Annotated in this window: 20 protein-coding genes and 2 pseudogenes; 13 read left to right on the top strand and 9 right to left on the bottom strand. The window is 61.1% G+C overall.

The genetic code is table 11. The features are described 5' to 3' along the window. Positions 1-237 precede the first annotated feature (237 nt). The 8 genes from NKH01_RS33735 to panB all read right to left on the bottom strand — a co-directional run bounded on the left by NKH01_RS33735 (position 238) and on the right by panB (position 7682). Complete coding sequence (locus NKH01_RS33735; RefSeq protein ID WP_352453550.1) at positions 238-453, bottom strand: helix-turn-helix domain-containing protein; 216 nt, start codon at positions 451-453, stop codon at positions 238-240. A gap of 460 nt (positions 454-913) precedes the next feature. Continuing rightward, on the bottom strand, positions 914-2737 hold the full coding sequence (gene glmS / locus NKH01_RS33730) for a glutamine--fructose-6-phosphate transaminase (isomerizing) (RefSeq protein ID WP_352700391.1): 1824 nt from the start codon (positions 2735-2737) through the stop codon (positions 914-916). A gap of 815 nt (positions 2738-3552) precedes the next feature. Further along, positions 3553-3864: a DUF2285 domain-containing protein gene (locus tag NKH01_RS33725; protein ID WP_245278728.1), complete on the bottom strand. Its 312-nt coding sequence runs from the start codon at positions 3862-3864 to the stop codon at positions 3553-3555. 157 nt (positions 3865-4021) lie between these two features. Beyond that, positions 4022-4396: a transcriptional regulator domain-containing protein gene (locus NKH01_RS33720; RefSeq protein WP_353024585.1), complete on the bottom strand. Its 375-nt coding sequence runs from the start codon at positions 4394-4396 to the stop codon at positions 4022-4024. A 22-nt stretch (positions 4397-4418) separates the two neighbouring features. Beyond that, positions 4419-5051 (bottom strand): acyl-homoserine-lactone synthase, encoded by a 633-nt coding sequence (locus NKH01_RS33715; protein WP_353024584.1) that lies wholly within the window; start codon positions 5049-5051, stop codon positions 4419-4421. Positions 5052-5144: 93 nt separating this feature from the next. Beyond that, positions 5145-5870 carry a LuxR family transcriptional regulator gene (locus NKH01_RS33710; protein ID WP_352474702.1) on the bottom strand — a complete coding sequence of 242 codons (726 nt, stop codon included), beginning with the start codon at positions 5868-5870 and terminating at the stop codon, positions 5145-5147. A gap of 94 nt (positions 5871-5964) precedes the next feature. Then, positions 5965-6825, bottom strand: coding sequence for a pantoate--beta-alanine ligase (gene panC, locus NKH01_RS33705; RefSeq protein ID WP_352756779.1), 861 nt, complete (start codon positions 6823-6825; stop codon positions 5965-5967). Continuing rightward, positions 6822-7682 (bottom strand): 3-methyl-2-oxobutanoate hydroxymethyltransferase, encoded by an 861-nt coding sequence (panB, locus tag NKH01_RS33700; RefSeq protein ID WP_352549642.1) that lies wholly within the window; start codon positions 7680-7682, stop codon positions 6822-6824. Before panB ends, panC begins: the two co-directional genes overlap by 4 nt. A 174-nt stretch (positions 7683-7856) precedes the next feature. Between panB and NKH01_RS33695 the strand changes: the two genes are divergently transcribed. The 13 genes and pseudogenes from NKH01_RS33695 to NKH01_RS33635 all read left to right on the top strand — a co-directional run bounded on the left by NKH01_RS33695 (position 7857) and on the right by NKH01_RS33635 (position 20734). Next, on the top strand, positions 7857-8825 hold the full coding sequence (locus NKH01_RS33695) for an NUDIX hydrolase (protein WP_353024583.1): 969 nt from the start codon (positions 7857-7859) through the stop codon (positions 8823-8825). A 67-nt stretch (positions 8826-8892) separates the two neighbouring features. Continuing rightward, positions 8893-9867, top strand: a complete 975-nt coding sequence (gene nadA / locus NKH01_RS33690) for a quinolinate synthase NadA (protein ID WP_352690214.1) — start codon at positions 8893-8895, stop codon at positions 9865-9867. Then, on the top strand, positions 9864-11405 hold the full coding sequence (locus NKH01_RS33685; protein WP_353024582.1) for an L-aspartate oxidase: 1542 nt from the start codon (positions 9864-9866) through the stop codon (positions 11403-11405). The genes nadA and NKH01_RS33685 overlap by 4 nt, the downstream gene beginning before the upstream one ends. Further along, positions 11405-12259 (top strand): carboxylating nicotinate-nucleotide diphosphorylase, encoded by an 855-nt coding sequence (gene nadC / locus NKH01_RS33680; protein ID WP_352818791.1) that lies wholly within the window; start codon positions 11405-11407, stop codon positions 12257-12259. The genes NKH01_RS33685 and nadC overlap by 1 nt, the downstream gene beginning before the upstream one ends. A 95-nt stretch (positions 12260-12354) precedes the next feature. Then, the gene (bioB, locus tag NKH01_RS33675; RefSeq protein ID WP_352496596.1) at positions 12355-13353 is read left to right on the top strand and encodes a biotin synthase BioB; all 999 of its coding nucleotides are present in this window, start codon (positions 12355-12357) and stop codon (positions 13351-13353) included. Next, entirely contained in the window at positions 13350-14489 is a 1140-nt protein-coding gene (locus NKH01_RS33670; protein WP_353024581.1) for an 8-amino-7-oxononanoate synthase, read from the top strand. Before bioB ends, NKH01_RS33670 begins: the two co-directional genes overlap by 4 nt. An 11-nt stretch (positions 14490-14500) precedes the next feature. Next, complete coding sequence (gene bioD, locus NKH01_RS33665; protein ID WP_023679599.1) at positions 14501-15136, top strand: dethiobiotin synthase; 636 nt, start codon at positions 14501-14503, stop codon at positions 15134-15136. Then, positions 15136-16401, top strand: coding sequence for an adenosylmethionine--8-amino-7-oxononanoate transaminase (locus NKH01_RS33660; protein ID WP_353024580.1), 1266 nt, complete (start codon positions 15136-15138; stop codon positions 16399-16401). Before bioD ends, NKH01_RS33660 begins: the two co-directional genes overlap by 1 nt. Beyond that, positions 16398-17381, top strand: coding sequence for a 3-oxopimeloyl-[acyl-carrier-protein] synthase BioZ (gene bioZ, locus NKH01_RS33655; protein WP_353024579.1), 984 nt, complete (start codon positions 16398-16400; stop codon positions 17379-17381). The genes NKH01_RS33660 and bioZ overlap by 4 nt, the downstream gene beginning before the upstream one ends. A gap of 60 nt (positions 17382-17441) precedes the next feature. Beyond that, positions 17442-17749: pseudogene (locus tag NKH01_RS33650) on the top strand (aspartate 1-decarboxylase); the annotation flags it as partial. A 29-nt stretch (positions 17750-17778) separates the two neighbouring features. Further along, positions 17779-17985 (top strand): annotated as a pseudogene (locus tag NKH01_RS35405) (NrtR DNA-binding winged helix domain-containing protein); the annotation flags it as partial. Between the two features lie 624 nt (positions 17986-18609). Next, entirely contained in the window at positions 18610-19266 is a 657-nt protein-coding gene (locus NKH01_RS33640) for an antitoxin Xre/MbcA/ParS-like domain-containing protein (RefSeq protein ID WP_353024578.1), read from the top strand. A gap of 316 nt (positions 19267-19582) precedes the next feature. Then, on the top strand, positions 19583-20734 hold the full coding sequence (locus NKH01_RS33635) for a porin (RefSeq protein WP_352492857.1): 1152 nt from the start codon (positions 19583-19585) through the stop codon (positions 20732-20734). 453 nt (positions 20735-21187) lie between these two features. On the opposite strand, the gene NKH01_RS33630 is transcribed toward NKH01_RS33635, so the two are convergent. Further along, on the bottom strand, positions 21188-22244 hold a 1057-nt coding region (locus NKH01_RS33630; RefSeq protein WP_353024577.1), incomplete at its 5' end, for a S46 family peptidase.

Raw genomic sequence — 22244 nt, 5'->3', positions numbered from 1 at the left:
TCGTGCACGTGTCGCAGCACTCCGGGCGGCTATATCGCCTAAGACAGCATGACGAAGCGTTCCAACTTCCTGTTCGGCGAGCCCGCGTGCAGTTCCTGACTCGGACAGTGGACGAGAATTCTCTTGGCGGTACTGCGCCAGAAGGCATTCGCGTACAACGGAATCAAGCGACGACTATCAGCCGCAAACGTCACATCACAAGAGCGGTCTTCCACCCATTGCAGATTATCCGACTGATCAGGCGGCGTCCGATATGTCCGACTCTGCCTCAAGAATTCCCACAGGTATGGACAGCGATCTCGCTATCCGATTCCGATAGCCCTTATTGTACTTTAGACCCCGCTCGATGTTTTGGATTTCCTGAGCGGCAAGCCCGCACGCGACCGCGAGGTCCTCGATTGAATACCCAAGGTGCTCACGATAAGCGCGGATGATGTGGGTCCCCTGCGACATAGCCGTCAAGACTGGCTCGGGAATGCGCGAATCCTTCATAAACATCTCCAAGAAGATGGGAGCGCCTGACAAATCGGGAGATTTCCTCCCCGACCCTGGCGCACACCCAGCAAATCAAAAAAATGGACGTCCATTCGGCCGGACCGGCCTCATCCATGGAATGGGCCACTTGAAATTGGCAGCCGGGTCGGAATATGGCGGCTCACCTGCTTTTGATCAAGTTCTAAGAACCTGCCCGCCATGAGATGGCCTGATCGGCTGTAGCGCATTCGACCTGCGATCCTACACGACTCATTCTCCCCGATGGCTTTCTTGAACAGCAACTCGAACTCTCACTGACGCCTCCAGTGGCTATTCGCGGCACCGTCCACCCAGCCTCGCGGACGCTGATACCTTCGACCAATTTCCACCGCCGATGCAGCGAAGATGGACAAGCATCGCCACCTATAAAGGTTCACAATCACTCGACCGTGACCGATTTTGCGAGATTGCGCGGCTGGTCTACGTCTGTGCCCATGAAGAGCGCCGTGTGGTAGGCAAGAAGCTGTATCGGCAGCGAGAAGATCATCGGCGCGATAATCTCGTCGACAGCCGGCAACACGAGCGTGTGCATGGTGTTGAGTTTCGATGCGGCTGCCCCTTTTTCATCGGTGATGAGGATAATCCGCCCTCCACGGGCAGCCACTTCCTGCATGTTGGAGACGGTCTTGTCGAAAAAGCGATCATGGGGCGCGATGACGATCACTGGCATGTTGTCGTCGATCAATGCGATCGGACCGTGCTTCAATTCACCCGCCGCATAGCCCTCGGCATGGATGTAGGAAATCTCCTTGAGCTTCAGCGCACCTTCCATGGCTAGCGGGAAACTGGTGCCACGGCCGAGATACAGGACGTCACGACACTTTGACAGTTCGCGCGACAGGAACTCGATCTCCGGCTGGATGCTGTTGAGTACCTGGCCCATGACGCGCGGCACTTCGGCGAGGCTCCTGACGAGCGCCTGCAGCTCGTCTTCGGTTACGGTCCCGCGGGCTCTGGCGGCGCCGATGGCGAGTGCGGCTAGAACCGCAAGCTGGCAGGTAAACGCCTTGGTGGAGGCGACGCCAATCTCCGGTCCGGCAAGGATCGGGAAGACCGCATCGGCCTCCCGAGCGATGGTCGATTCGCAGGCATTGACGATAGCGCCAATTTTCAGCCCACGCTCCTTGCAGTACCTCAACGATGCGAGCGTATCGGCGGTTTCGCCGGACTGCGAAATGAAAAGAGCCGCCGACTGCGGCGACAACGGGATCTCGCGGTAACGGAATTCGGACGCAACGTCGATTTCAACCGTCAGGCGCGCATAGCGCTCGAACCAGTATTTTCCGATCAGTCCGGCGAGATAGGCGGTCCCGCAGGCCGAGATCGCCAAGCTCGGGATCCTGGCGAAATCGATGCCAGAAACCATGTCGGCGCGATTCTCTATGATGTTGCTATAGTGACGGAGAGCATGGGCGATGACTTCGGGCTGCTCGTAGATTTCCTTCTCCATGAAGTGGCGATGGTTGCCCTTGTTGGCCAGATCGGCCGCGGCCGTGGAGGTATGGCGCGGACGCTCGACGGGATGGCCGTCGAAATCGAAGATATGGGCGCCCGAATTGCCGACAATGGCCCAGTCGCCCTCGATGAGATAGGTAATTTCATTGGTGAAGGGAGCAAGCGCGATCGCGTCGGAGCCCAGGAACATCTCGCCGTCGCCGTGACCGATCGCCAGCGGTGGTCCGTTGCGCGCCGCCATGATGGTCGACGGATCATCTTCGAAGAGGACGGCAAGCGCATAGGCGCCCCTGACGCGTTTCAGCATGGCACGCATCGCCTCTTGCCGCCTCATGCCCTCCCGGCGGTGTCTTGCCAAGAGATGCGCGATGACCTCGGTGTCGGTGTCGGTCTGGAACTCGGCGCCAGCCGCCGCCAATTCGTCCTTCAGCTCGGTGAAATTCTCGATGATGCCGTTATGGACGACGGCGACACCGTCGGCAAAGTGCGGGTGCGCATTGCGTTCCGTCGAGGCCCCATGGGTTGCCCAACGCGTGTGGCCGATGCCGATGTTGCCGCTCAGCGGCTCTTCCTTCAGTCTCCTCTCGAGATTGACGAGCTTGCCCTCGGCGCGCCGGCGGTGCAAGACACCTTCGGTGATCGTCGCAACGCCGGCGGAATCATAGCCGCGATATTCCAAACGCTTCAATGCGTCGACCAACCGATCCGACACCGTCTGTTGCCCAACGATGCCAACAATCCCGCACATGTTCGTCTTCCCATTCTTGCCGGCAGCTTCAGCCTACGCGAGACGGATACCCATCCGGCCGCTTTCATTGGGGGATCTTCTAGTAGTATTGGGTAATATTGGTATAATTGATTGTAGGGATAGCTATCATCCACCCCATGGATAAGCCGCGTTTGGGGCCCTGATCTAACTTCCTCGTTGCGCCTGACGTCCTCATGACCGAACGCAAGCCCACACCCCGCGGCACGAAGGAACAATCGGCCATGCGCGATCATCCCGGCCACGCACCTGACACGAAGCGCCGCCGCTCGTGGTCACGCGGTGATCGGCATGATCACACAGCACTGTAGTTAGGCAGCATCAGCGACGCATGGTCGGCATCATCATCATCGGCAACGTCGGCGCCGTCGGCATGATTCACGTGTTCGTCACGTTGATCATAATCATCGTCGCCGCCGATCTAGTTTCTGATTGCCTGCCGCTTTGACGCGGCTTTCGCCGGTAGAGCTTAGCCCGCGATGGCCTATCAATACGCTGTTAGTCGGCATAGCCGAAACCGAGAGTCAGGCGGCGCAGGCCACAGAGCACGTTCAGCGACCGTTTCAGTCAGCGCCGGCTTTGTCGGGGTTCGTAACGGTCATCAGGATTCTCGGGGCATGAATGCACTATCACGAAAACGTTGGTTCTCAGTGCTTCGTCCGTATTACTCAAACCCGATTCCCGCAGCGGAAGAAGTAGGCGCGTGTCACGTCTTGTACAAGGCACAATAGCAGTGAGAAATGGAGATTGATGCCTGCGCGTTTTCGAATAAGACAATCACCAAGCTGTCACCCGAATTACATCAGGAACTGTCTATAGCCGCCGCCCATCAGGTAGCGGCCACGTTGGATGGCGCGACGCACCTGATCGCGAAGATGGCTACCTGGATGAGACCAATCTTCTTCGACACGGCGTCTCCCGAACAGGGCAATGGCGATCTCCTGATGAGATGCTCCCGCAAGCGAGCCATCCAAAGCCTGGAGCACGATACGCAGACGCGCTCCGCGGGGTTCCGGCGGAAAGCAAGCAGCTGCCAGGCGGCCGCAACCATTGATGTCGTTCAGGAACTGAAGGGCAGCGACATGGAACTTCAGGTGCTGCGGCTGCACGATCGCGTCGACATATAGCCGCAACGGGCGGAGAACGGATGCACCGGAAAGGGCGATCTGCAGACTCCGGCAGTCCTCCCTCAGCAGCACGTGCTGCACGCCGGCAGGTGTCAGCAGGATGTCCTTGCAGCATGAGAGCGAAGGGAGATCAAGCGGTTCAAAATCGTGGTCGAGCCCAACCGGCTCCGCGGCCGCTCGTAGAATACGGGCGCAGTCGCGCGGATCCCAAAATACCCTTGCCGACGTAGCGTCCGACTGTGGCGCGTCCGCGAAAAAGGAGGCTCCATTGTCTTAGGAAAGATGATCCTGTCGTCAACTCGATTATCTTCATGTCGGCCTGGGCTCCGACAATGTAGGCGGACGGTGCCATTTTGGCGTGGTCGCGCTGAAATTGTGGATTGCGCCGAAGAAACTCCCAGGCCCAGGCAGTGCGTGGCAATCGTCTGGCGTAGTGGTAAGCTTCGTGACGACGCCAGTCCGGCCAGCATACAAGACCGACCGTCGCTTCCTTGGGCAGACCAGCATCCTTCACGGCTCAGGTGTCCACAATGGCGCTATGCCGACGGGCCTAGAACCGGTTGCCACAGTACCGGTCCGCTCAGACGTCCCCTGCTGCGGATGCGCAAAAGGCTCGCGCGGGAAATCTCGAGAAACCCGGCCACCGCCTCCGTTTTGCCGACGGACTTGGGTTGTCCGATGCGCGACAATGGCCACGTCGCGAGGCGAAGGATCCGTTCCATGCGCGTGTCCGTCACCGTTACTATCCGGGTCAGATCCTTGGCCAAGCCGAACTCGATCATGCCCGCGAAGAGCTCGTAGGTTGCCTGGGCCAGTCCGCCCGCTGCCTTGGGCGCCGACGGAGGGAGATCGAGCGCGAAACGACTGCTCTCCCATATGTCGGAGGTCGAGGGCACGACGTCAGCACCCAGCAGCACCGGGAACGTGTCGCGCAACATTGTGGGTCCGGTGCTGGGCAAAAGACGCACGCAACCGCGAATTCGCCAGTCGGATCCCTTGAGGAGCAGATAGACAGGCTCCAGACCATCAAACGGGTCTGTTTCCATCTGGTCTTCGGTATCAACTTCCCAATCGAGCCTTTCCTTGAACACCCGAAACCTGAGCCCGTGCATCTCTTTGAGCTCGCTTGCGAACTCGTCGTAAAGGTCTGGTGTTATCAGCTGCATCATGGTCGCCTCCGTGCGGGATGTGTTCCCGCCATCGAAGGGCAAAGCCGGCAGCGATGCAGCCTGTAGAGGTTTACAGCTATCGTGGCCGACGAATCAGGATCTCGCCTGGCCGGAGGCAGCCAGTCGTGCAACGGCCTGGTTGATCGTTCGAACGCCAAGCTTTGCCTTGGCGTTTTCCAGATGAAAGGTCACGGTGCGCTTTGAGACGCCGAGAAGCTGGCTGATAACCCAAGCCGACTTGCCGCGCGCCGCCCATTTCAGGCACTCGAACTCCCGCGGGGTGAGCGTTACACCATCCACCACGCGATCGTCGGCGAGCCTGCGCCGGACATGGATATGAAAGTTGATGGCCACCAGCTGCAATGCTTTTTCGTAACGTGTCAGTGACCGCAACAGAGGCGGGCGGGACTCGTCGGAAGCAAAGGTCAGGGCAGCAAACCGGCCGCGATGATCATGCATGGATATCGTCAGGCCGCCGCGGATGCCAAACTCAGCCGCACTCTCCAGAATTTGTTGCTGCGAATTCGGCAGACAGTGCCGAGCGCGATCCACACCCCAATCGAAGGTATCCCAGCCTTGCAGCCCGCGCAGGATGACCGGATCAAGACTGTGGTACCGCTGTTGCAGATAACGTGATGTCCAGGATGAAGGATAGTTTGAGATCAATTGCGGGGCGTCGCCGGGGGCCGACGGGTAAGTGAAATAGGCGAATAGCGGAAAATCGAAGCCGGCTGCAGCGGATGCCATTGCCTCACGGAGATCGGCAGCATCAACACTTGCAGACAGTTGCTCGACGAAGTTCTCAAACACGCGATGCATTTGCGCTTTGCGTAACCTCCGTGATCGCTCGATGCCGGGCAGAGACCTTGTTTTAAACGATCCCGGACGGATACAGCGCGTGCCGAGAACCCCGTTAATCTGTTGAAACCCGTGATATTCTGACGTTGTCTATGAGCCGTGTGCCGCCGAGCCAGGCCGCGACAAGCAAGCGTGCAGGTCGGTCAAGGCTTGTCATGGGTCGCAGATCTGCCTCGTCGCGAAGTTCCAGGTATTCGACCTCGCGATAGCCCGCAGCCAGAATTGCTGCGCGCGCTTCGGCAAGCGTTGGCAGGACGGGCGAGCCGCGGGCAAGCCGCTCAGCCGTCTCGAGCAAGACCGATGGTAGCTCGGGGGCAACAGCACGCTCTGCTGGCGAGAGCCGGACATTGCGCGATGATAGTGCAAGACCGTCGGCTTCGCGGACTGTCGGACAAGGAACAATGGTGATTGGAATATCCAGGTCCCGGGCCATACGCCTGACTAGCTGAAGCTGCTGAAAGTCCTTTTCGCCAAAGAAGCCGAAGTCAGCGCTGGTCTGCAGGAAGAGCTTGGCGACGACGGTCGCCACGCCATCGAAATGTCCCGGCCGGAAGGCACCGCACAGGCCCTCGCTGACACCGGACACCGAAACGGTCGTGGCGAAGGCCGCCGGATACATTTCCTCTGCATCCGGCGCATAAAGCAGGTGCGCGCCAAGCGGTGCCAGCTTGGCGGCATCCTCGTCCTCGGTGCTCGGATACGCGGCGAGATCGGCCTGGCTGTTGAATTGCTTCGGGTTGACGAAGAGCGTCACGATCACCCGGTCGGCCTTCTCGAGTGCCGCGCGCACCAGGCTGAGATGACCCTCATGCAGGACGCCCATCGTTGGCACCACGGCAATCCTCACGCCCTCGCGGCGCCATGCGGCGACAATTTGGCGAAGCTGGGCAACGCTCCTGACAATCGGCACGCTCACGCTGCTTCTCCGCTCTTGGCCGCGTCCGCGTCGGCGGGCTTGGGCGCATCGGCAAACACGTGCTCGGCGGCCGGAAACTGGCGCTCCTTCACTTCCCGCGCATAGGCCGCGATCGCAGCCGCAGCGGCCTCCCCCAGTTCAGCATAGCGCTTGACGAATTTGGGCCGGAAGTCGCCGAAGAGGCCCAGCATGTCGTCGACGACGAGAATCTGGCCGTCACAGGCTGCCGAGGCACCGATGCCAATGGTCGGGGTCGCCACCTCCCCGGTGATCCGGCGGGCGAGCGCCTCGGGAACCTTCTCCAGCACGACCGCAAAGGCGCCCGCTTCGCTCACCGCAAGCGCGTCGCGCCTGATGCGCTCGGCATCCCCGCCTCTGCCCTGCACGCGGTAGCCACCGATGGTGTTGATCGCCTGCGGCGTCAAGCCGACATGGGCCATGACCGGCACGCCGCGCGCGGCGAGGAAGCCGATCGTCTCTGCCATCGTTTCGCCGCCTTCGAGCTTGACGGCCGCGCAGCCGGTCTCGGCCATGACGCGCGCGGCATTGCGGAAAGCCTGCTCGGGGCTTTCCTCGAAGGAACCGAACGGCAGGTCGACGACCATCAGCGCCTGCTCGAGGCCACGGCGCACGGCCTGGCCGTGCGTGATCATCATCTCCAGCGTCACACCGAGCGTCGAGGGCAGGCCGTGGAGAACCATGCCGACGCTGTCGCCGACCAGCACCACATCGCAATGGGGATCGACAAGCCGGGCGACTGGCGTCGTGTAGGCGGTAAGGCAGACGAGCGGCGTCCCACCTTTGCGCGAACGAATATCCGGCGGTGTGATCGCCTTGGTGTCACCAAACGCACTCAATGGACCCTCCTTCCCCAACGTTACCAACCGCGGGTGTCGCGTTTGCCACATTTCTGTGCAAGTGCGAAGAGCTAAAAAACGGCCGTGCAGCTGTGCGGTGTTGACGTGCGGACAGGCGCGCTTACACTTAAATCGATTCAGGCGCCCCCGAGCTGGCCAACCACTTTCGCGAACATGGACGATCAGGCAAAAGGACCCAGGAAAGACAGAGCCGCCGTCAAGGCCGACGAAGTCAAAGTGGACCTGATCGCCTTTGTCGTCGCCGTAAACGACAGTGAACCCTGTGTCCTCACCATCGGCCAGGCGGACACCCTTCCCTCCGGACCATTTGCGCTTGAGCACCGATCGCTGCAATCCGGTTTGAGGGGGTGGGTCGAGCAGCAGACCGGCCATCCGCTGGGGTACATTGAGCAACTCTACACCTTCGCGGATCGGGATCGCATCGGCGCCGAGCGCCAGCAGCGCGTCATCTCCATCAGCTATCTCGCATTGACCCGCAAGGAACAGGCAGCTGGCTCGCCCAAGTGCGGCTGGCAGAGCTGGTATGAATATTTTCCATGGGAGGACCACCGCTCCGGCACGCCTCCGGTCGTGCTGGACGTTCTGCGACCGCACCTGATTGAATGGGCAGACGGCGTCAGCGACGCGGCCACGCGACGTGAACGCTGGCAGCGGGCGACGATAGCCTTCGGCTTCGACGACCGCCTTTGGAACGAGGAACTCACGCTTCAACGCTATGAGTTAGTCTACGAAGCAGGCCTGGTCCAAGAGGCCGGAAGCGGACGGGACGCGACGCTGCCTCCGCTGGTGCCCAGCAAGTCTATGGTCGCCGATCATCGCCGCATCGTGGCGACCGGCATTGCGCGGCTGCGCTCCAAGATCAAATACCGGCCGGTCGTCTTTGAGCTGATGCCGCCGGTCTTCACGCTTTTGCAGCTGCAGCGAACCGTGGAGGCGCTTGCCGGCAGGCTCGTGCGTAAGCCGAACTTTCGCCGGCTGATCGAGCAGCAGGAGCTGGTCGAAGAGACCGGAGAGGCAACCGCGGAGACCGGCGGCCGGCCAGCGAAGCTTTACCGATTCCGCCACGCCGTTCTCGACGAGAGGGTCATCGCCGGGACAAAATTGCCGCTGGCGCGGGGTTGACATCGCTTATACTCACAGCAAGTATATGCTAGTTATTTTCACCTAGAGTATAAGCTGGGAGGGGTCGATGAGCGCCATGCTGCCTGCGACCGCGTTTCTCTACGAGCGCGTCCGACGAGTGATCCCGCCGATCGAATGGCCGGCTTTCGTCGAGGATATCGAGGCGATCCTTGCACTGAAGCGCGAGCGCAACGCCATCATCCTGGCGCACAACTATCAGACCCCCGAGATCTTCCATTGCGTGGCCGACATCGTCGGCGACAGCTTGGCACTGGCCCGCACGGCTGCGACGATCGAGGCGCAAGTCATCGTGCTGGCCGGCGTACATTTCATGGCCGAAACGGCCAAGCTGCTCAATCCGCAAAAGACGGTGCTCATTCCCGACCTGCGGGCAGGCTGTTCGTTGGCGGAATCGATCACGGCAGAAGACGTGCGCTTGATGCGCCAGCGTTATCCCGGCGTGCCGATCATCACTTATGTCAACACGTCGGCCGAAGTGAAAGCCGAGTCGGATATCTGCTGTACATCCGGCAACGCCAAGGCGGTCGTCCAATCCCTTGGCGTTCCCCAGGTGATCATGTTGCCGGACGAATATCTGGCCCAGAATATCGCCGCCCAGACCGATGTGCAGATCATCGCCTGGAAAGGGCATTGCGAGGTGCATGAGCGCTTTACACCGGCCGACATCCGCGAGTTGCGCGAAAGCCATCCCGGCGTGATCGTGCTCGCGCATCCCGAATGCCCGCCCGACGTCGTGGCTGAAGCAGATTTTTCCGGCTCGACCGCTGCCATGTCCGACTATGTCGAGAGGCAAAGGCCGGCACGTGTCGTGCTGATGACGGAATGTTCGATGAGCGACAACGTCGCGTTAGCGCACCCAGAGGTCGAGTTCATCCGGCCCTGCAATTTGTGCCCTCACATGAAGCGGATCACGCTTGCCAACATCCGCATAGCGCTCGAGCAGAACCACCATATCGTAACCATCGAACCCGGGATCGCCGGGCGCGCGCGGCTTGCGGTCGAACGGATGCTGGCAATTTGAGCGCCGATGTCCGCAGCTCCTTCGGGCGGCCCATCATCATCGGCGGCGGCATCGCCGGATTGATGACCGCGCTTCAACTGGCGCCGGAGCCGGTGCTGCTTCTGTCCAGGACGCTGCTGGGAGCTGACAATTCGAGCACGTGGGCACAGGGTGGTCTGGCTGCAAGTTTCGGCGAAGACGACGATCCGGCACTGCACCTGGCCGATACGCTTGCCGCCGGGGATGGTCTCTGCGACAGAGACGTGGCGAGCCGCATCCTCCAAGCCGCGCCCAAGGCGATAGAGGGGCTTGCGGGCTTTGGGGTTCCCTTCGACCGTACGCCGAAAGGATCACTGTGCCTCGGATTGGAGGCCGCACACAGCCGACGTCGCATCGTTCATGCGCATGGTGACGGCACCGGGCGTGAGATCATGCGTGCCCTGATCGCGGCTGTGCGTTCCACTCCCTCGATTGTTGTCGTGGAGGGCGTGGAAGCGCGCCGGCTGGCGGTGCGAGAGAATGCGATCCGAGGCGTCTGGGCGAGCGGTTCGATAGGACCTGTCTTCTTCGGCTCACGGCGGGTCGTCCTCGCCACCGGTGGGATCGGGGGACTGTTTCTCGACACCACGAATCCTTCGGGCAGTTGTGGACAGGGCCTGGCGCTTGCGGCCCGCGCTGGAGCTGTCCTTGCCGACCTCGAGTTCATCCAGTTCCACCCGACCGCGCTTGACGGCCCGGAACGCCCTATGGTGCTGGTCAGCGAGGCCGTCCGCGGCGAAGGTGCTGCCCTGATCGACGAAACCGGCCAGGTTTTTCTCCAGAGCGTGCCAGGGGCGGAACTTGCGCCTCGTGATGTCTTGGCGCGCGCCGTCTGGAACCATCTTGCCAACGGCCACCGTGTTTTTCTCGACGCGCGGCAACGGCCTGGCCCGGAATTTGCTCGACACTTCCCGACAATCGCATCAGCCTGTCGTGGAGCCGGCATCAATCCCGCGCGCGATCTCATCCCCATTCGTCCGGCCCAACACTACCACATGGGTGGCGTTGCCGTGGACGGCTCCGGTAGGACCTCCGTCAAGGGGCTGTGGGCCTGCGGCGAAGTCGCTTCGACAGGACTGCATGGCGCCAACAGGCTCGCCAGCAATTCCTTGACCGAGGCCGTCGTGTGCGCGCGCTGGGTCGCTGAAAGTGTCGCCGGAACGCCTGCTCGCAGAACAAGGCCTGCGGTTGCGGACGTTTACCCATCGCCCGCTCCGATACCCGTGCGTGTTTTCCTGTCGCGCGCACTCGGCATCGTCCGGGATGGTGAAGGTCTGAAAGCAGCCGCACGTGCCTTATTGCCGCTCGCCGAAAGCCAGGACGCGGCCTCGGATGCGGCGGCTGTCGGGCTAATGATCGCGGTTGCCGCCTTGTTGCGCCAAGAAAGCCGCGGCGCTCATTACCGGACAGACTTTCCTCATCATGCGACTGTCGCCCGACGGTCCGAAATCACCCTCGAAGCCGCCTTGGCCGCTGCGCGGGAACTCGGACATTCGCCAAGCCTCGAAGGGGCAAAGTGATGACGTTCTCACCGCTTCCCACGGTCATGCTTGAGCCGCTGGTAAGGGCAGCCCTTCTTGAAGACCTTGGCAGAGCCGGCGACTTGACCACGGAGGCCATCGTCCCGAAGGAACACCAAGCGGGAACCGTGCTGGCGGCGCGCCAGTCCGGAGTTGTCGCCGGCCTCGATCTTGCGATGCTCGCTTTCCGCTTGATTGATCCTGATATCGAAATCTCGGTGGAGCGGGCAGACGGCTCCAATGTCATGGATGGAGAGGTCATTGCATCAGTGGTTGGCCCTGCCCGGGCCATTCTCACAGCCGAACGGACGGCACTCAATTTTTTGTGCCATCTGAGCGGCATCGCTACAGCAACGGCATCGATCGTCGCTGCGGTTCGTGGATATGGCGCGAAGATCGTCTGCACGCGCAAGACGACGCCCGGATTGCGGGCAGTCGAAAAATACGCCGTGCGCGCAGGTGGCGGATCCAATCACCGCTTCGGCCTCGACGACGCAATTCTGATCAAGGACAACCACATCGCCATCGCAGGCGGCGTTCGCCCGGCGCTCGAGCGAGCACGAAGACGGGCCGGTCATCTCGTCAAGATCGAAGTCGAGGTCGATACGCTGGCCCAGTTGGAGGAGGTACTTGGCTTCGCTCCCGATGCGGTTCTGCTCGACAACATGTCCCTCGCCGATCTTCGCCGCGCCGTCGCAATCGTTGGCGGCCGTGCTATCACCGAGGCTTCTGGCGGGATCGCATCCGATACAGCGCGAGCGATTGCCGCGACCGGCGTTGATCTGATTTCGGTCGGCCGACTGACCCACAGCGCGCCGATCTTGGATATCGGCCTCGACTATTGGGGCTCATGATTGCCTGAGGAACGGACAGGATCGAATCAACTGTCCTTTCCGATCGTCATCAATCAGACAGCAAAGCAAGGCAGAACCGGAGGAACAGCATGGACATGCAAACAGCCAGTCCAACGCAGACATCGCCACAGGCTCAATCCCCTGACCCTGGAGCGTGGACCCTGGAGAAGGCTCAGGCACTTCACGATGCTCCCTTCAACAATCTCCTCTTCCTCGCGCAAACCGTGCACCGCCAGAATTTCGATCCCAACAAGGTCCAGCTCAGCCGGCTGCTCAGCATCAAGACGGGCGGATGCCCGGAGGATTGCGGCTATTGTAGCCAGTCGGCGCATCACGAGACCGGCCTGAAGGCGTCGAAGCTGATGGAGGTCCGGCGCGTCGTCGCCGAGGCGACCAAGGCGCGTGACGCCGGCGCAACCCGCTATTGCATGGGCGCGGCCTGGCGAAACCCCAAGGCGCGCGACATGGATGCGGTGGTGGCGATGGTCGAAGGCGTCAAGGCGCTGGGCATGGAGACCTGCATGACGCTCGGCATGCTCGATCTTGAGCAAGCCGCTCGACTGAAGCAGGCTGGTCTCGACTTTTACAACCACAACATCGATACGTCGGAACGCTACTATAGCGAGATCATCAGCACGCGGAGCTTTGCCGAGCGGCTCGAGACGCTCGAGCACGTTCGCCAATCCGGCATCAAGGTCTGCTGCGGCGGCATTGTCGGCATGGGCGAGGAGCCGGTGGACCGGATCGGCATGCTGGTGACGCTGGCCAACCTGCCGGAACATCCGCAAAGCGTTCCGATCAACATGCTGATCCCGATCCCCGGCACCCCGCTTGCCGACGCCAAGCCCATCGAGCCGATCGAATTCGTGCGCGTGATCGCGCTGGCGCGCATCATGATGCCGAAATCGCATATCCGTCTCTCCGCCGGCCGCACCGCCATGACCGACGAGATGCAGGCGCTGTGCTTTTTTGCCGGCGCCAACTCGATCTTCGTCGGGGACACGCTGCTGACGGCGGACAATCCCGGTGAGGACAAGGATACATTGCTGTTCCGGCGCCTTGGCATCGAGCCGATGGAACTCGAGGCGCAATGAACGGGGCACCGCTTGCCCGCTATGAGGCGACCTTGCAGGGACTGGCGCGCAAGGACCGGCTGAGGACGCTGAGGCCGCGCGCCGGGCGCGACTTCTCGTCGAACGACTATCTCGGGCTTGCCGCCTCCAAAAGACTTGGCGAAGCGGTTGCGGCGGCGATTGCGCGTGGCACGCCGGTTGGCGCCACCGGATCGCGGCTGTTGCGCGGCAATGCGCCGGAACACGAGCAGCTCGAGGCAGACGCGGCGGCATTCTTTGGAGCCGACCGTGCGCTGTTCTTCGGCAGCGGCTACATCGCCAATTTCGCTCTGCTGACGGCGCTGCCGCAGAAGGGCGACCTTTTGGTCCTCGACGAACTCGCCCATGCCAGCATGCATGAGGGTGCGCAGGCCGGGCGCGCACAGTTCGTGCTGGCCGCGCACAACGACGCCAACGCTGTCGAGGATGCGATCACGTGTTGGCGCGCCGAAGGCGGCATGGGATGCGTCTGGATCGCGGTGGAAAGCCTTTACAGCATGGATGGCGACTGCGCGCCTTTGGAGAGCCTGGTCGCGCTTGCCGATCGGCACGAGGCATTCCTCGTCGTCGACGAGGCGCACGCCACCGGCGTCTGGGGACCGGACGGCCGGGGGCTGGCCGCCGCTTTCGAGGGCCGCGACAACATCGTCGCGCTCCACACCTGCGGTAAGGCGCTCGGCGCATCTGGTGGGCTCGTGACCGGGCCGAGGACACTGTGCCAGTATCTGATCAACCGTTGCCGGCCATTCATCTACGCCACCGCGCCCTCGCCGCTGATGGCGGTCGCGGCGCGCGAAGCGCTCGCAATGCTCGCCGACGAGCCTATGCGGCGTTTTCAGCTGCATGAACGCGTCGGCCTCGCAGGCCGCCAATTGGTCGATGGCTGCGGCGTGATACCAAGTGGCTCTCAGATCCAGCCCTTGGTGATCGGCGATGTCAGGCGCACCATGGCAGTGGCGGCGCGCCTGCAGGCCCGCGGCTTCGACATACGCGGCATTCGTCCGCCGACCGTGCCCGAGGGCACGTCGCGGCTGCGCATCTCACTGACGCTCAATATCGGCGAAGCCGACATTTCCGCCATGGTCGAGGCGCTCGTCGAGGTGTTGGCTCAGACATGACCGGAGGCGACATGACCAAGCGCATCGTTATCACCGGAACAGACACCGGAATTGGCAAGACGGTGTTTTCGGCCGGGCTTGCCGGCCTGCTTGACGGTTTCTACTGGAAGCCGGTGCAATCGGGCCTCGACGGCGAGACCGACAGCGAGGCGGTTGCGCGACTTGCCGGGCTGCCGTCGGGGCGCGTGCTGCCGGAAGCCTACCGCTTGAAGAGCCCGCTTTCGCCGCATCGTTCGGCCGAAATCGACGACGTTTCGATCGAGGCTGCCGATCTTTCGTTTCCGGTCCTGCCGACACCGCTCGTCATCGAAGGTGCCGGCGGGCTGATGGTGCCGCTGAACCGCCGGACAAGGTTCATCGACATATTCGAGCAATGGCAGTTGCCGGTCATTCTGTGCGCCCGCACCGCGCTCGGAACAATCAATCACACCCTGCTGTCGATCGAGGCCCTGCGGGCGCGCGCTATCCCGCTGGCTGGCATCGCCTTCATCGGCGATGAGATGACCGATACGCAACGGACGATCGTGGAATTCGGCGACGTGCCGCAACTCGGCAGGCTGCCGCACCTCGATCCGCTGACGGACAAAACGCTGAGACAAGCGATGATTGCCGGCTTCGACCTCGCTTTGATTGCCGGAGGCGAATGATGTCGCAATCCCGTGTGTGGCATCCCTTCACCCAGCACGCGCTCGAGCCGGCGATCCCTGAAATCGTTCTGACGGAAGGCGCCTATCTCCACAAGGCCGACGGCGCGCGCATCCTGGACGCCATTTCCTCCTGGTGGGTCGTCACCCATGGCCACCGCCATCCGCGCATTATGAAGGCGATCGAGACGACCGCCTCGAGCCTCGACCAGATTATCTTCGCTGGCTTCACGCACGAACCGGCCGAACGCCTGGCCAAGGCGCTTGTCGGTCTCGCTCCCTCCGGACTCGACTGGGTGTTCTATTCCGACAGCGGCTCCACCTCCGTCGAAGTCGCGCTGAAGATGGCGCTCGGCTATTTCCGCAACATCGGCGCGCCGCGCTCGCGCATCGTCGTCATGGAGCACAGCTATCATGGCGACACGATCGGCACGATGAGCGTCGGTGCCCGTGGCGTGTTCAACGCCGCCTACGAACCCTTGCTGTTCGAAGTCGACACCATTCCCTTCCCGGCCGCCGGCCGCGAGCAGGAAACGCTGGACAGATTCGAGGCCGTCAGCCGCGACCGGCGCGCCGCCGCGCTGATCGTCGAACCGCTGGTGCTTGGCGCCGGCGGCATGCTGATGTATCCGGCATCGGTTCTGTCCGAATTGAAGAGGATCACTGAGGCCTCCGGCACGCTGCTGATCGCCGACGAGGTGATGACCGGCTGGGGCCGCACCGGGAGCATGTTCGCCTGCGAGCAGGCGAACATCTCTCCGGACATGCTGTGCACCTCGAAGGGCCTGACCGGTGGCGCAATCCCGCTGGCGGCCACGCTTGCCACCGATGCGATCTTCCAGGCTCATTATTCAGCGGATCGCAAGAAGACGTTTTTCCACTCGAGTTCCTACACGGCCAATCCGATTGCCTGCGCGGCAGCACTCGCCAATGTCGAGATCTGGCGTGACGAGCCGGTGGCCGAGCGGATCGCGGCCTTGAGCGAGAGACAGGCCGCCGGGTTTCGACGCTTTCGCGACAATGCCAACTTCACCGACAGCCGCGCGATCGGCACGATCCTGGCTCTCGACCTGCGCGCCGGCTCTGCCGGCTATCTGGCCGAGATCGGACCTAAGCTGCGGGCCTTTTTCCTCGAGCTCGGCCTGCTTGTGCGCCCGCTCGGCAATGTCCTTTATCTCATGCCGCCCTATTGCGTCACCGGCGACGAGCTCGATCGGCTCCATGACGCGATCGAGGAGGCAGGCGAACGCTTCGGCTCAAAGCCATGAGCAGGTTGTCGCGCCTTCTCGGGTTTGGCCATCATGCGCCTGGCCGAAAGGTGACGAATGCCGAAATCGAGAACAATCTCGGCCTCGAACCGGGCTGGATCGAGCGGCGTACTGGAATACGGTCGCGCTTCTGGGCAACGGACGAAGACACGCTGTCTGGTCTTGCTGCGCAGGCCGGCGCCATGGCGCTGGCCAGCGCCGGCATTGCGCGCAACGACATCGGTCTGCTGCTGCTTGCCACCTCGACGCCCGATCACCTCCTGCCGCCCAGCGCGCCCCTGGTCGCACATCGGCTGGGGCTCGGCCGCGCCGGCGCTGTCGATCTGACCGGCGCCTGCGCCGGCTTCATCTATGCGCTGATGTTTGCGGACGGGTTTACCCGCCTGCACGGCAAAGCGAGCCTTGTTATCGCCGCCAATATCCTCAGCCGCCGCATCAATCCCTCTGAGCGCGCCAGCGCCGTGCTGTTTGCCGATGCCGCCGGCGCCGTCGTGATCGGTCCGTGCGAGGATACTGATCGGGGGATTCTCGGTGCCTCCGTGGATTCGGACGGCTCGCGATACGGCCTGATCCAGATTCCCGCAGGAGGAAGCAACATCCCGTTCCACGGTGACCTCGACCTCGCGCAAACCCGAATGACGATGACCGACGGCCGCGAAGTGTTCGCAAAGGCCGTCGAGATGATGACCGATTGCTCGATAAGCGCGCTAGCCGCTGCCGGAGTGCGACCACAGGATGTCGACCGGTTCGTGCCGCATCAGGCCAATGCTCGCATTTTCGATGCGGTCGGGCGAAACCTCGGCGTTGCCGATCACCTGATCGTCAAAACGATCGCCGAATATGGCAACTCTTCCGCCGCGACGATCCCGCTCTCACTGTCGCTCGCCAATCAAGCGGAGCCGTTTCGGCCGGGCGAGAAAATACTCCTGGCGGCGGCAGGTGCGGGACTCAGCGGCGGGGCGCTCGTCGTCGGGATTTAGCCCAGCGAAGCTGCTCAACATCAGGACTGACTTTGTGAGATGAATAGGACAACGGGACCAATGCGAAAAATAGTCGCCGGCAAGCTGCACGGCATCCACGTCACCGAAGCAAACCTCAACTACCACGGTTCGATAACGCTCGACCCTGACCACTGCGAAGAAGCCGGGATCCTGCCAATGGATTCGTGGAGACATGGAGCAAGACTTCCGGCGCGCGAATCTCGACCTATGTCATCCTCGGCGAGCGCGGCTCTCGATGCTGCATCCTCAACGGCGCGGCCGCCGGACCTGCCAGCCCACTCCATCCATCTGGACGAAGCGCGCATTCCTCTCTGAAGCCGCGGATCGTTACGTTCGTCATCAACAATGTCGTTGGCTTCTCGCCGATGGCAATGCGCTGACGCGGACGGCGTTGACGACTACATCGGCAGGGGCGCTTCAGCAGAACTTTCGCCGGTTGATGGAGCAGCAGGAACTGGTGGAGGAGACCGGCGAAAGTGCTTTTGACACCGACGGTCGGCCGGCGAAGCTTTATCGCTTCCGCCACCATGTCCTCGACGAAACGGCGGTCGCCCGGACAAAATTGCCGCTGGCGCGGGCTTGACATCCTTTATACTCAACGTAGAAATATACCCTTATAATCAATTCGATTATAACGAGAAATTCATTCGCAAGTCCGAACCCACGGTCTCGCTCGGGAAGCCCGTATGAGTGGATCGAAGTGATCTTGGAAATGAAACGCCCGAGGACGGGCTTTCAACCTTTGTCGTGAAGGAGGTGCCGCGCGAGTGGGCCAATGCCTTGCGGCAACGGTGAAGGATGTATACCGCCAGTAAACGCATGCGTCAAAGTCGCTGTCGAATGTACAGTTCGTCTAAATGTGCGATACGTTCGATTTGTGCAAGTAACACTTGGAAAAGTGTTGCATAAAAGAAACGTCTAATTATATAAAGCTGGCAAGCTAAACTTTAAACTTGCACAAATGAGCGTCGCGGATAGCGTCCCACTGTGAAGCGTGCACTGCGATGTGCGTCTGTTTCGATCGTGGGGGCAAGACGGTCGTCCATTGATGTTCTTCCCTTTTTTATTGAGAGGCAAAAGTTGAAGCCGCAAGACGGCTGCTAGGTTGCGCGCATACGAAAACGCAACACATCGCCGTCCCCCAAACTTCATGTCTTCAACGCTCTTTCGGAGGCTTGCTGAGGGAATGCTATTGGGAAAGCCAGATATGTCCGCGTCGAGTGATCTTGGGGATGAAAAGCGCCAGACCGAGCTTTCAAGCTTTGTCATGAGGGAGGTGCAGCGCATTCTTGCCCAATGCGATGAGGCGAAGCAGGGTGACAAGGCTGCCGTTGCGCCTTCGGGTTCTCCTTCCAACGAATTGACCGCCGTGGCCGCCGAATTTCTTGGTAGGCTCGAGGCCGAAGCAGCGCGACGGCTAAACGCCCAGGCGGGTGAGATCGCTTCGCGACCACGGGCAGCCGATCATCCGCTCGGGCATCCGGTTCTGAAAGATTGCCCGAGAGAAGGCGCGCGCATTGCAGAATGGGCCGGTCCAGTTGCGGGGTCGACGCATCTCGAGAGACGTTTTGGAATACCGCGGTCCACTTTGTACTGGTGGCAGCGACACAATGATGTGGTTGCCTTTCGGAGAGGCTCCCGGAAGCATGTATTTCCCCTAGCTCAGTTCATCGACGGCAGGCCTATGCCCGGAATCAGGCAGGTCCTTTCCTCGATCTCCAATCCCAGACTGGCTTGGCTGTGGCTGATCAGCCCCTCGCCTCTTCTCAAGGGTCGCGTCCCTATCGAATTGCTCAGAGAAGGTATGAACACAGAAGTTGTTTCATCCGCCGCCCAGGCTGTTTCTCTGATTGAATCTATCTGACAATTGGCCGGATGCCGATGGCTTTCCGCGCATTATGTAAGTGCGCACAAGCAGATGTACCAATTGTGCGATTTGTTCAAATGTACAGTTGTTCAATTTGTGCAAGTAATACAATGGATTTAGTGACAATAATGCAACGGATACTTCTATATGTGGTTGGCAAACGGAATTTGAACTTGCACTAATTCGCCCGGTGAATAGCGTTCGAGCCGGGAAGGATGCATTGCGATGCGCATCTTTTTCGATCGTGGGGACAGGGAGCGGTTCGTCCATCGACGTCCTCGCCCCCTTCAAAATCATTGAATGGAGATCAAGTATGAACATCAAGAGCCTTCTTCTCGGCTCAGCTGCGGCTCTGATCGCAGCTTCCGGTGCTCGCGCCGCCGACGCGGTGACGGTCGCCGAGCCGGAACCGGCAGAATACGTCAAGATCTGCGACGTATATGGCTCGGGCTACTTCTACATCCCCGGCACCGAAACCTGCCTGCGCATCGGCGGCTATGTCCGTTACGACATCAGCGCTGGCGACGTTGGCTCCTACGATGGGGCGCGGACCCACGACGTCCAAGACGGCAGCGACCAGGGCACCTGGCGCAAGAACGCCCGCTTTGACCTAAGGACTTGGACCGGCCAGGAAACCGAACTCGGTACTTTGAAGACATACACCGAGACCAAATTCAATTTCGGTAACCGCAACGCCTATTCGGGTCCCGACAGTCCCCAGAACTATGCCTTCAACAGGGGCATCACACTGAACTTCGCCTGGATCCAACTCGGTGGCCTTCGCGTCGGCAAGGACGAATCGGCCTTCGATACGTTTATCGGCTATGCCGGCAACGTCCTCAACGATACGCTCGTTCCCTACGGCGATTTCGACACCAACGTCGTGCAGTACTACTTCGACGCCGGCAATGGCTTCTCCGCCGTGGTATCGCTCGAAGAGGGGTCTGGCGTCGTCGGCACGATCGACAGCTACGTTCCGCATCTTGTCGGCGGCGTGAAGTACACGCAGGGCTGGGGCGCCATCACCGGCGTCGTGGCTTACGACAGCAACTACGAAGAGGTAGCCGGCAAGGTCCGCTTGGATGTAAACGCCACCAACGAACTGTCGCTGTTCATTATGGCTGGCTATGGGACCGACGACAACCTAACCGATGGGACCTATGCTATTCCTGCCGGCGGCCGCGGCTTCTACAAGCAGTGGGGTGGCAACTGGGCCGTCTGGGGCGGCGGCACCTACAAGTTCAACGAGAAGACCTCTTTCAACCTTCAGGCGGCGTATGACGAGTGGAAGAACCTCGGCATCGCCGCCAATGTCGCCTACGATATCGTTCCTGGTCTGACGATCACGGCCGAAGTCGACTATCTCCACGCTGGCAAGTTCGGGGATGTGGACTTCTCTAACTGGACCAATGCCGACAAGAAGAACAGCGTCGGCGGTCTCCTCCGCTTCCAGCGCTCGTTCTGAGGATTGAAGAGCCCGTTGCCGCGTTCGAAGCAGTAACTGTGAGCCTAATTTGCGGCTGAACCATTGTGTGAGGCTTGTAGAGGCTTTCGGCGAATTGCTTGATCACGGACCTCCAATCCGAGCATTTCGTCGATGAGAAGGGCGCCCTGTTCCCGGGCGCCCTTTTTTAAGGGTTATCATCAGACTCTCTCCCGGGGAAACTGTGGGTAAGAAACAACGCATCGTCCTGCAGGCAGCTGTTTTGGCGTCTGCCTTTGGCTTTTTTTTGCTGATCCTGATCCTGCAGATGGTCAGTTTTTTGGTTGACTAGGCACGCGCAAGCGGGAGGAATCGCGCAGAGACACACGGAAGTTTTTTTCGCCAGCGAAACCCCGACGACCTGATGGGAGTCGCGCCAGCAGGGTGGGTTCCGGTGCCACCGACCATGCGAGATGCCGATTGTTGGCGCGTCTGTCAGTTCGCGCGGCCATATTCATTCTGGTGCCGATCTGTTGCCTTTTCTGCTTTTCCCATGCGTTTTAGGCCGAGCCATTTGTGAAGCGGGCGGTCAATGGATCTGCGCCTCGCGATTGCCTGCCGTTGCCTGGTTGATCTGGGCGGCATAATCCGAGAGCGAAGGCTGCAACCGCGGTTCGAATTGCGCGAAGTTGAACCGGACTTCATCCGCCGCAGGAACTGGTGGGTTGCGCCGGGAAAGCCGGCGACCATCACAAGGTCGCCTTCCTTGACGCCTTCACAGGCTATGCGTAGCCAACTCTTCGGCCGGTAAGGCACATTGTCGCGCGCATATGGCCGGGAGGAACCATCAGGAGCGACATAGGCGCGATAAAAGCCGAAGTCGCCTGTGTGGCGCGGCCTCCAGTTGTCCGTTTGGCCGCCGAAGTTGCCGATGCCGAGCGCGGGCGCATAGACAAGGCGCACGTCCTCGATTTCGAGCTTCTGCTGGAGATAGTAGGAGGCGCCGCCATAATAGGCCCCTACGTCGCAGCGGCGATTGGGCTGTCCTTCACATGCGGCGATCAGGGCCTTGCGGTTCGTGGCGAGCCGCTCATAGCGGGCAAACTCATTCAGCTTGTCCGAGACGCCCTTGAGCATTTCGGCGGTCACATCCCGCATGTCCTCGATCACATAGATTCGGCTGCCTGGCGCCGCGGGCAATTCTTCACCCAGGGCTCTTCGCCAGAAACCCGTCTGTGAGATAGTCCTGGCCCTCCTTGCTGGTGGTATTGGATGGACGCAGTGATGATTGGTTGCGACCAGCCCTTGTGGACTGACGAACGAGGCGGAGCATCCGCCCAGTGATACGATCGCGTTGAGCGGGTCAGCGTCCAGACGGCCCAGCTGGGCGGGATCGATCTGGAGCCCATCCGCGCGCATGGCCGCGCCCACTTCCGCAGTCTGGCCCGGCATCCACATACCTTCGTCCGCCGACGTAGCCGTGACCGTCCAGAGCAAGGCGATGGCAGTTGCTTTGGCCAAACATTTCAAATTCGAGTTCATGCTGACTGTC

The organism is Mesorhizobium sp. M1403 (assembly GCF_040317695.1).
In the GTDB taxonomy this organism is placed as follows: domain Bacteria; phylum Pseudomonadota; class Alphaproteobacteria; order Rhizobiales; family Rhizobiaceae; genus Mesorhizobium.
The sequence above is the reverse complement of the archived record's forward strand: the minus strand, read 5'-3'. Positions and strand labels throughout refer to the sequence as shown.

Bases quoted from the DNA above. Each gene is read 5' to 3' on its own strand.
- NKH01_RS33735 (WP_352453550.1), bottom strand. From the start codon at position 453: ATGTCGCAGGGGACCCACATCATCCGCGCTTATCGTGAGCACCTTGGG.
- glmS (WP_352700391.1), bottom strand. From the start codon at position 2,737: ATGTGCGGGATTGTTGGCATCGTTGGGCAACAGACGGTGTCGGATCGG.
- NKH01_RS33715 (WP_353024584.1), bottom strand. From the start codon at position 5,051: ATGATGCAGCTGATAACACCAGACCTTTACGACGAGTTCGCAAGCGAG.
- NKH01_RS33710 (WP_352474702.1), bottom strand. From the start codon at position 5,870: ATGCATCGCGTGTTTGAGAACTTCGTCGAGCAACTGTCTGCAAGTGTT.
- NKH01_RS33695 (WP_353024583.1), top strand. From the start codon at position 7,857: ATGGACGATCAGGCAAAAGGACCCAGGAAAGACAGAGCCGCCGTCAAG.
- nadA (WP_352690214.1), top strand. From the start codon at position 8,893: ATGAGCGCCATGCTGCCTGCGACCGCGTTTCTCTACGAGCGCGTCCGA.
- nadC (WP_352818791.1), top strand. From the start codon at position 11,405: ATGACGTTCTCACCGCTTCCCACGGTCATGCTTGAGCCGCTGGTAAGG.
- bioB (WP_352496596.1), top strand. From the start codon at position 12,355: ATGCAAACAGCCAGTCCAACGCAGACATCGCCACAGGCTCAATCCCCT.
- NKH01_RS33670 (WP_353024581.1), top strand. From the start codon at position 13,350: ATGAACGGGGCACCGCTTGCCCGCTATGAGGCGACCTTGCAGGGACTG.
- bioD (WP_023679599.1), top strand. From the start codon at position 14,501: ATGACCAAGCGCATCGTTATCACCGGAACAGACACCGGAATTGGCAAG.
- NKH01_RS33660 (WP_353024580.1), top strand. From the start codon at position 15,136: ATGTCGCAATCCCGTGTGTGGCATCCCTTCACCCAGCACGCGCTCGAG.
- bioZ (WP_353024579.1), top strand. From the start codon at position 16,398: ATGAGCAGGTTGTCGCGCCTTCTCGGGTTTGGCCATCATGCGCCTGGC.
- NKH01_RS33640 (WP_353024578.1), top strand. From the start codon at position 18,610: ATGTCCGCGTCGAGTGATCTTGGGGATGAAAAGCGCCAGACCGAGCTT.
- NKH01_RS33635 (WP_352492857.1), top strand. From the start codon at position 19,583: ATGAACATCAAGAGCCTTCTTCTCGGCTCAGCTGCGGCTCTGATCGCA.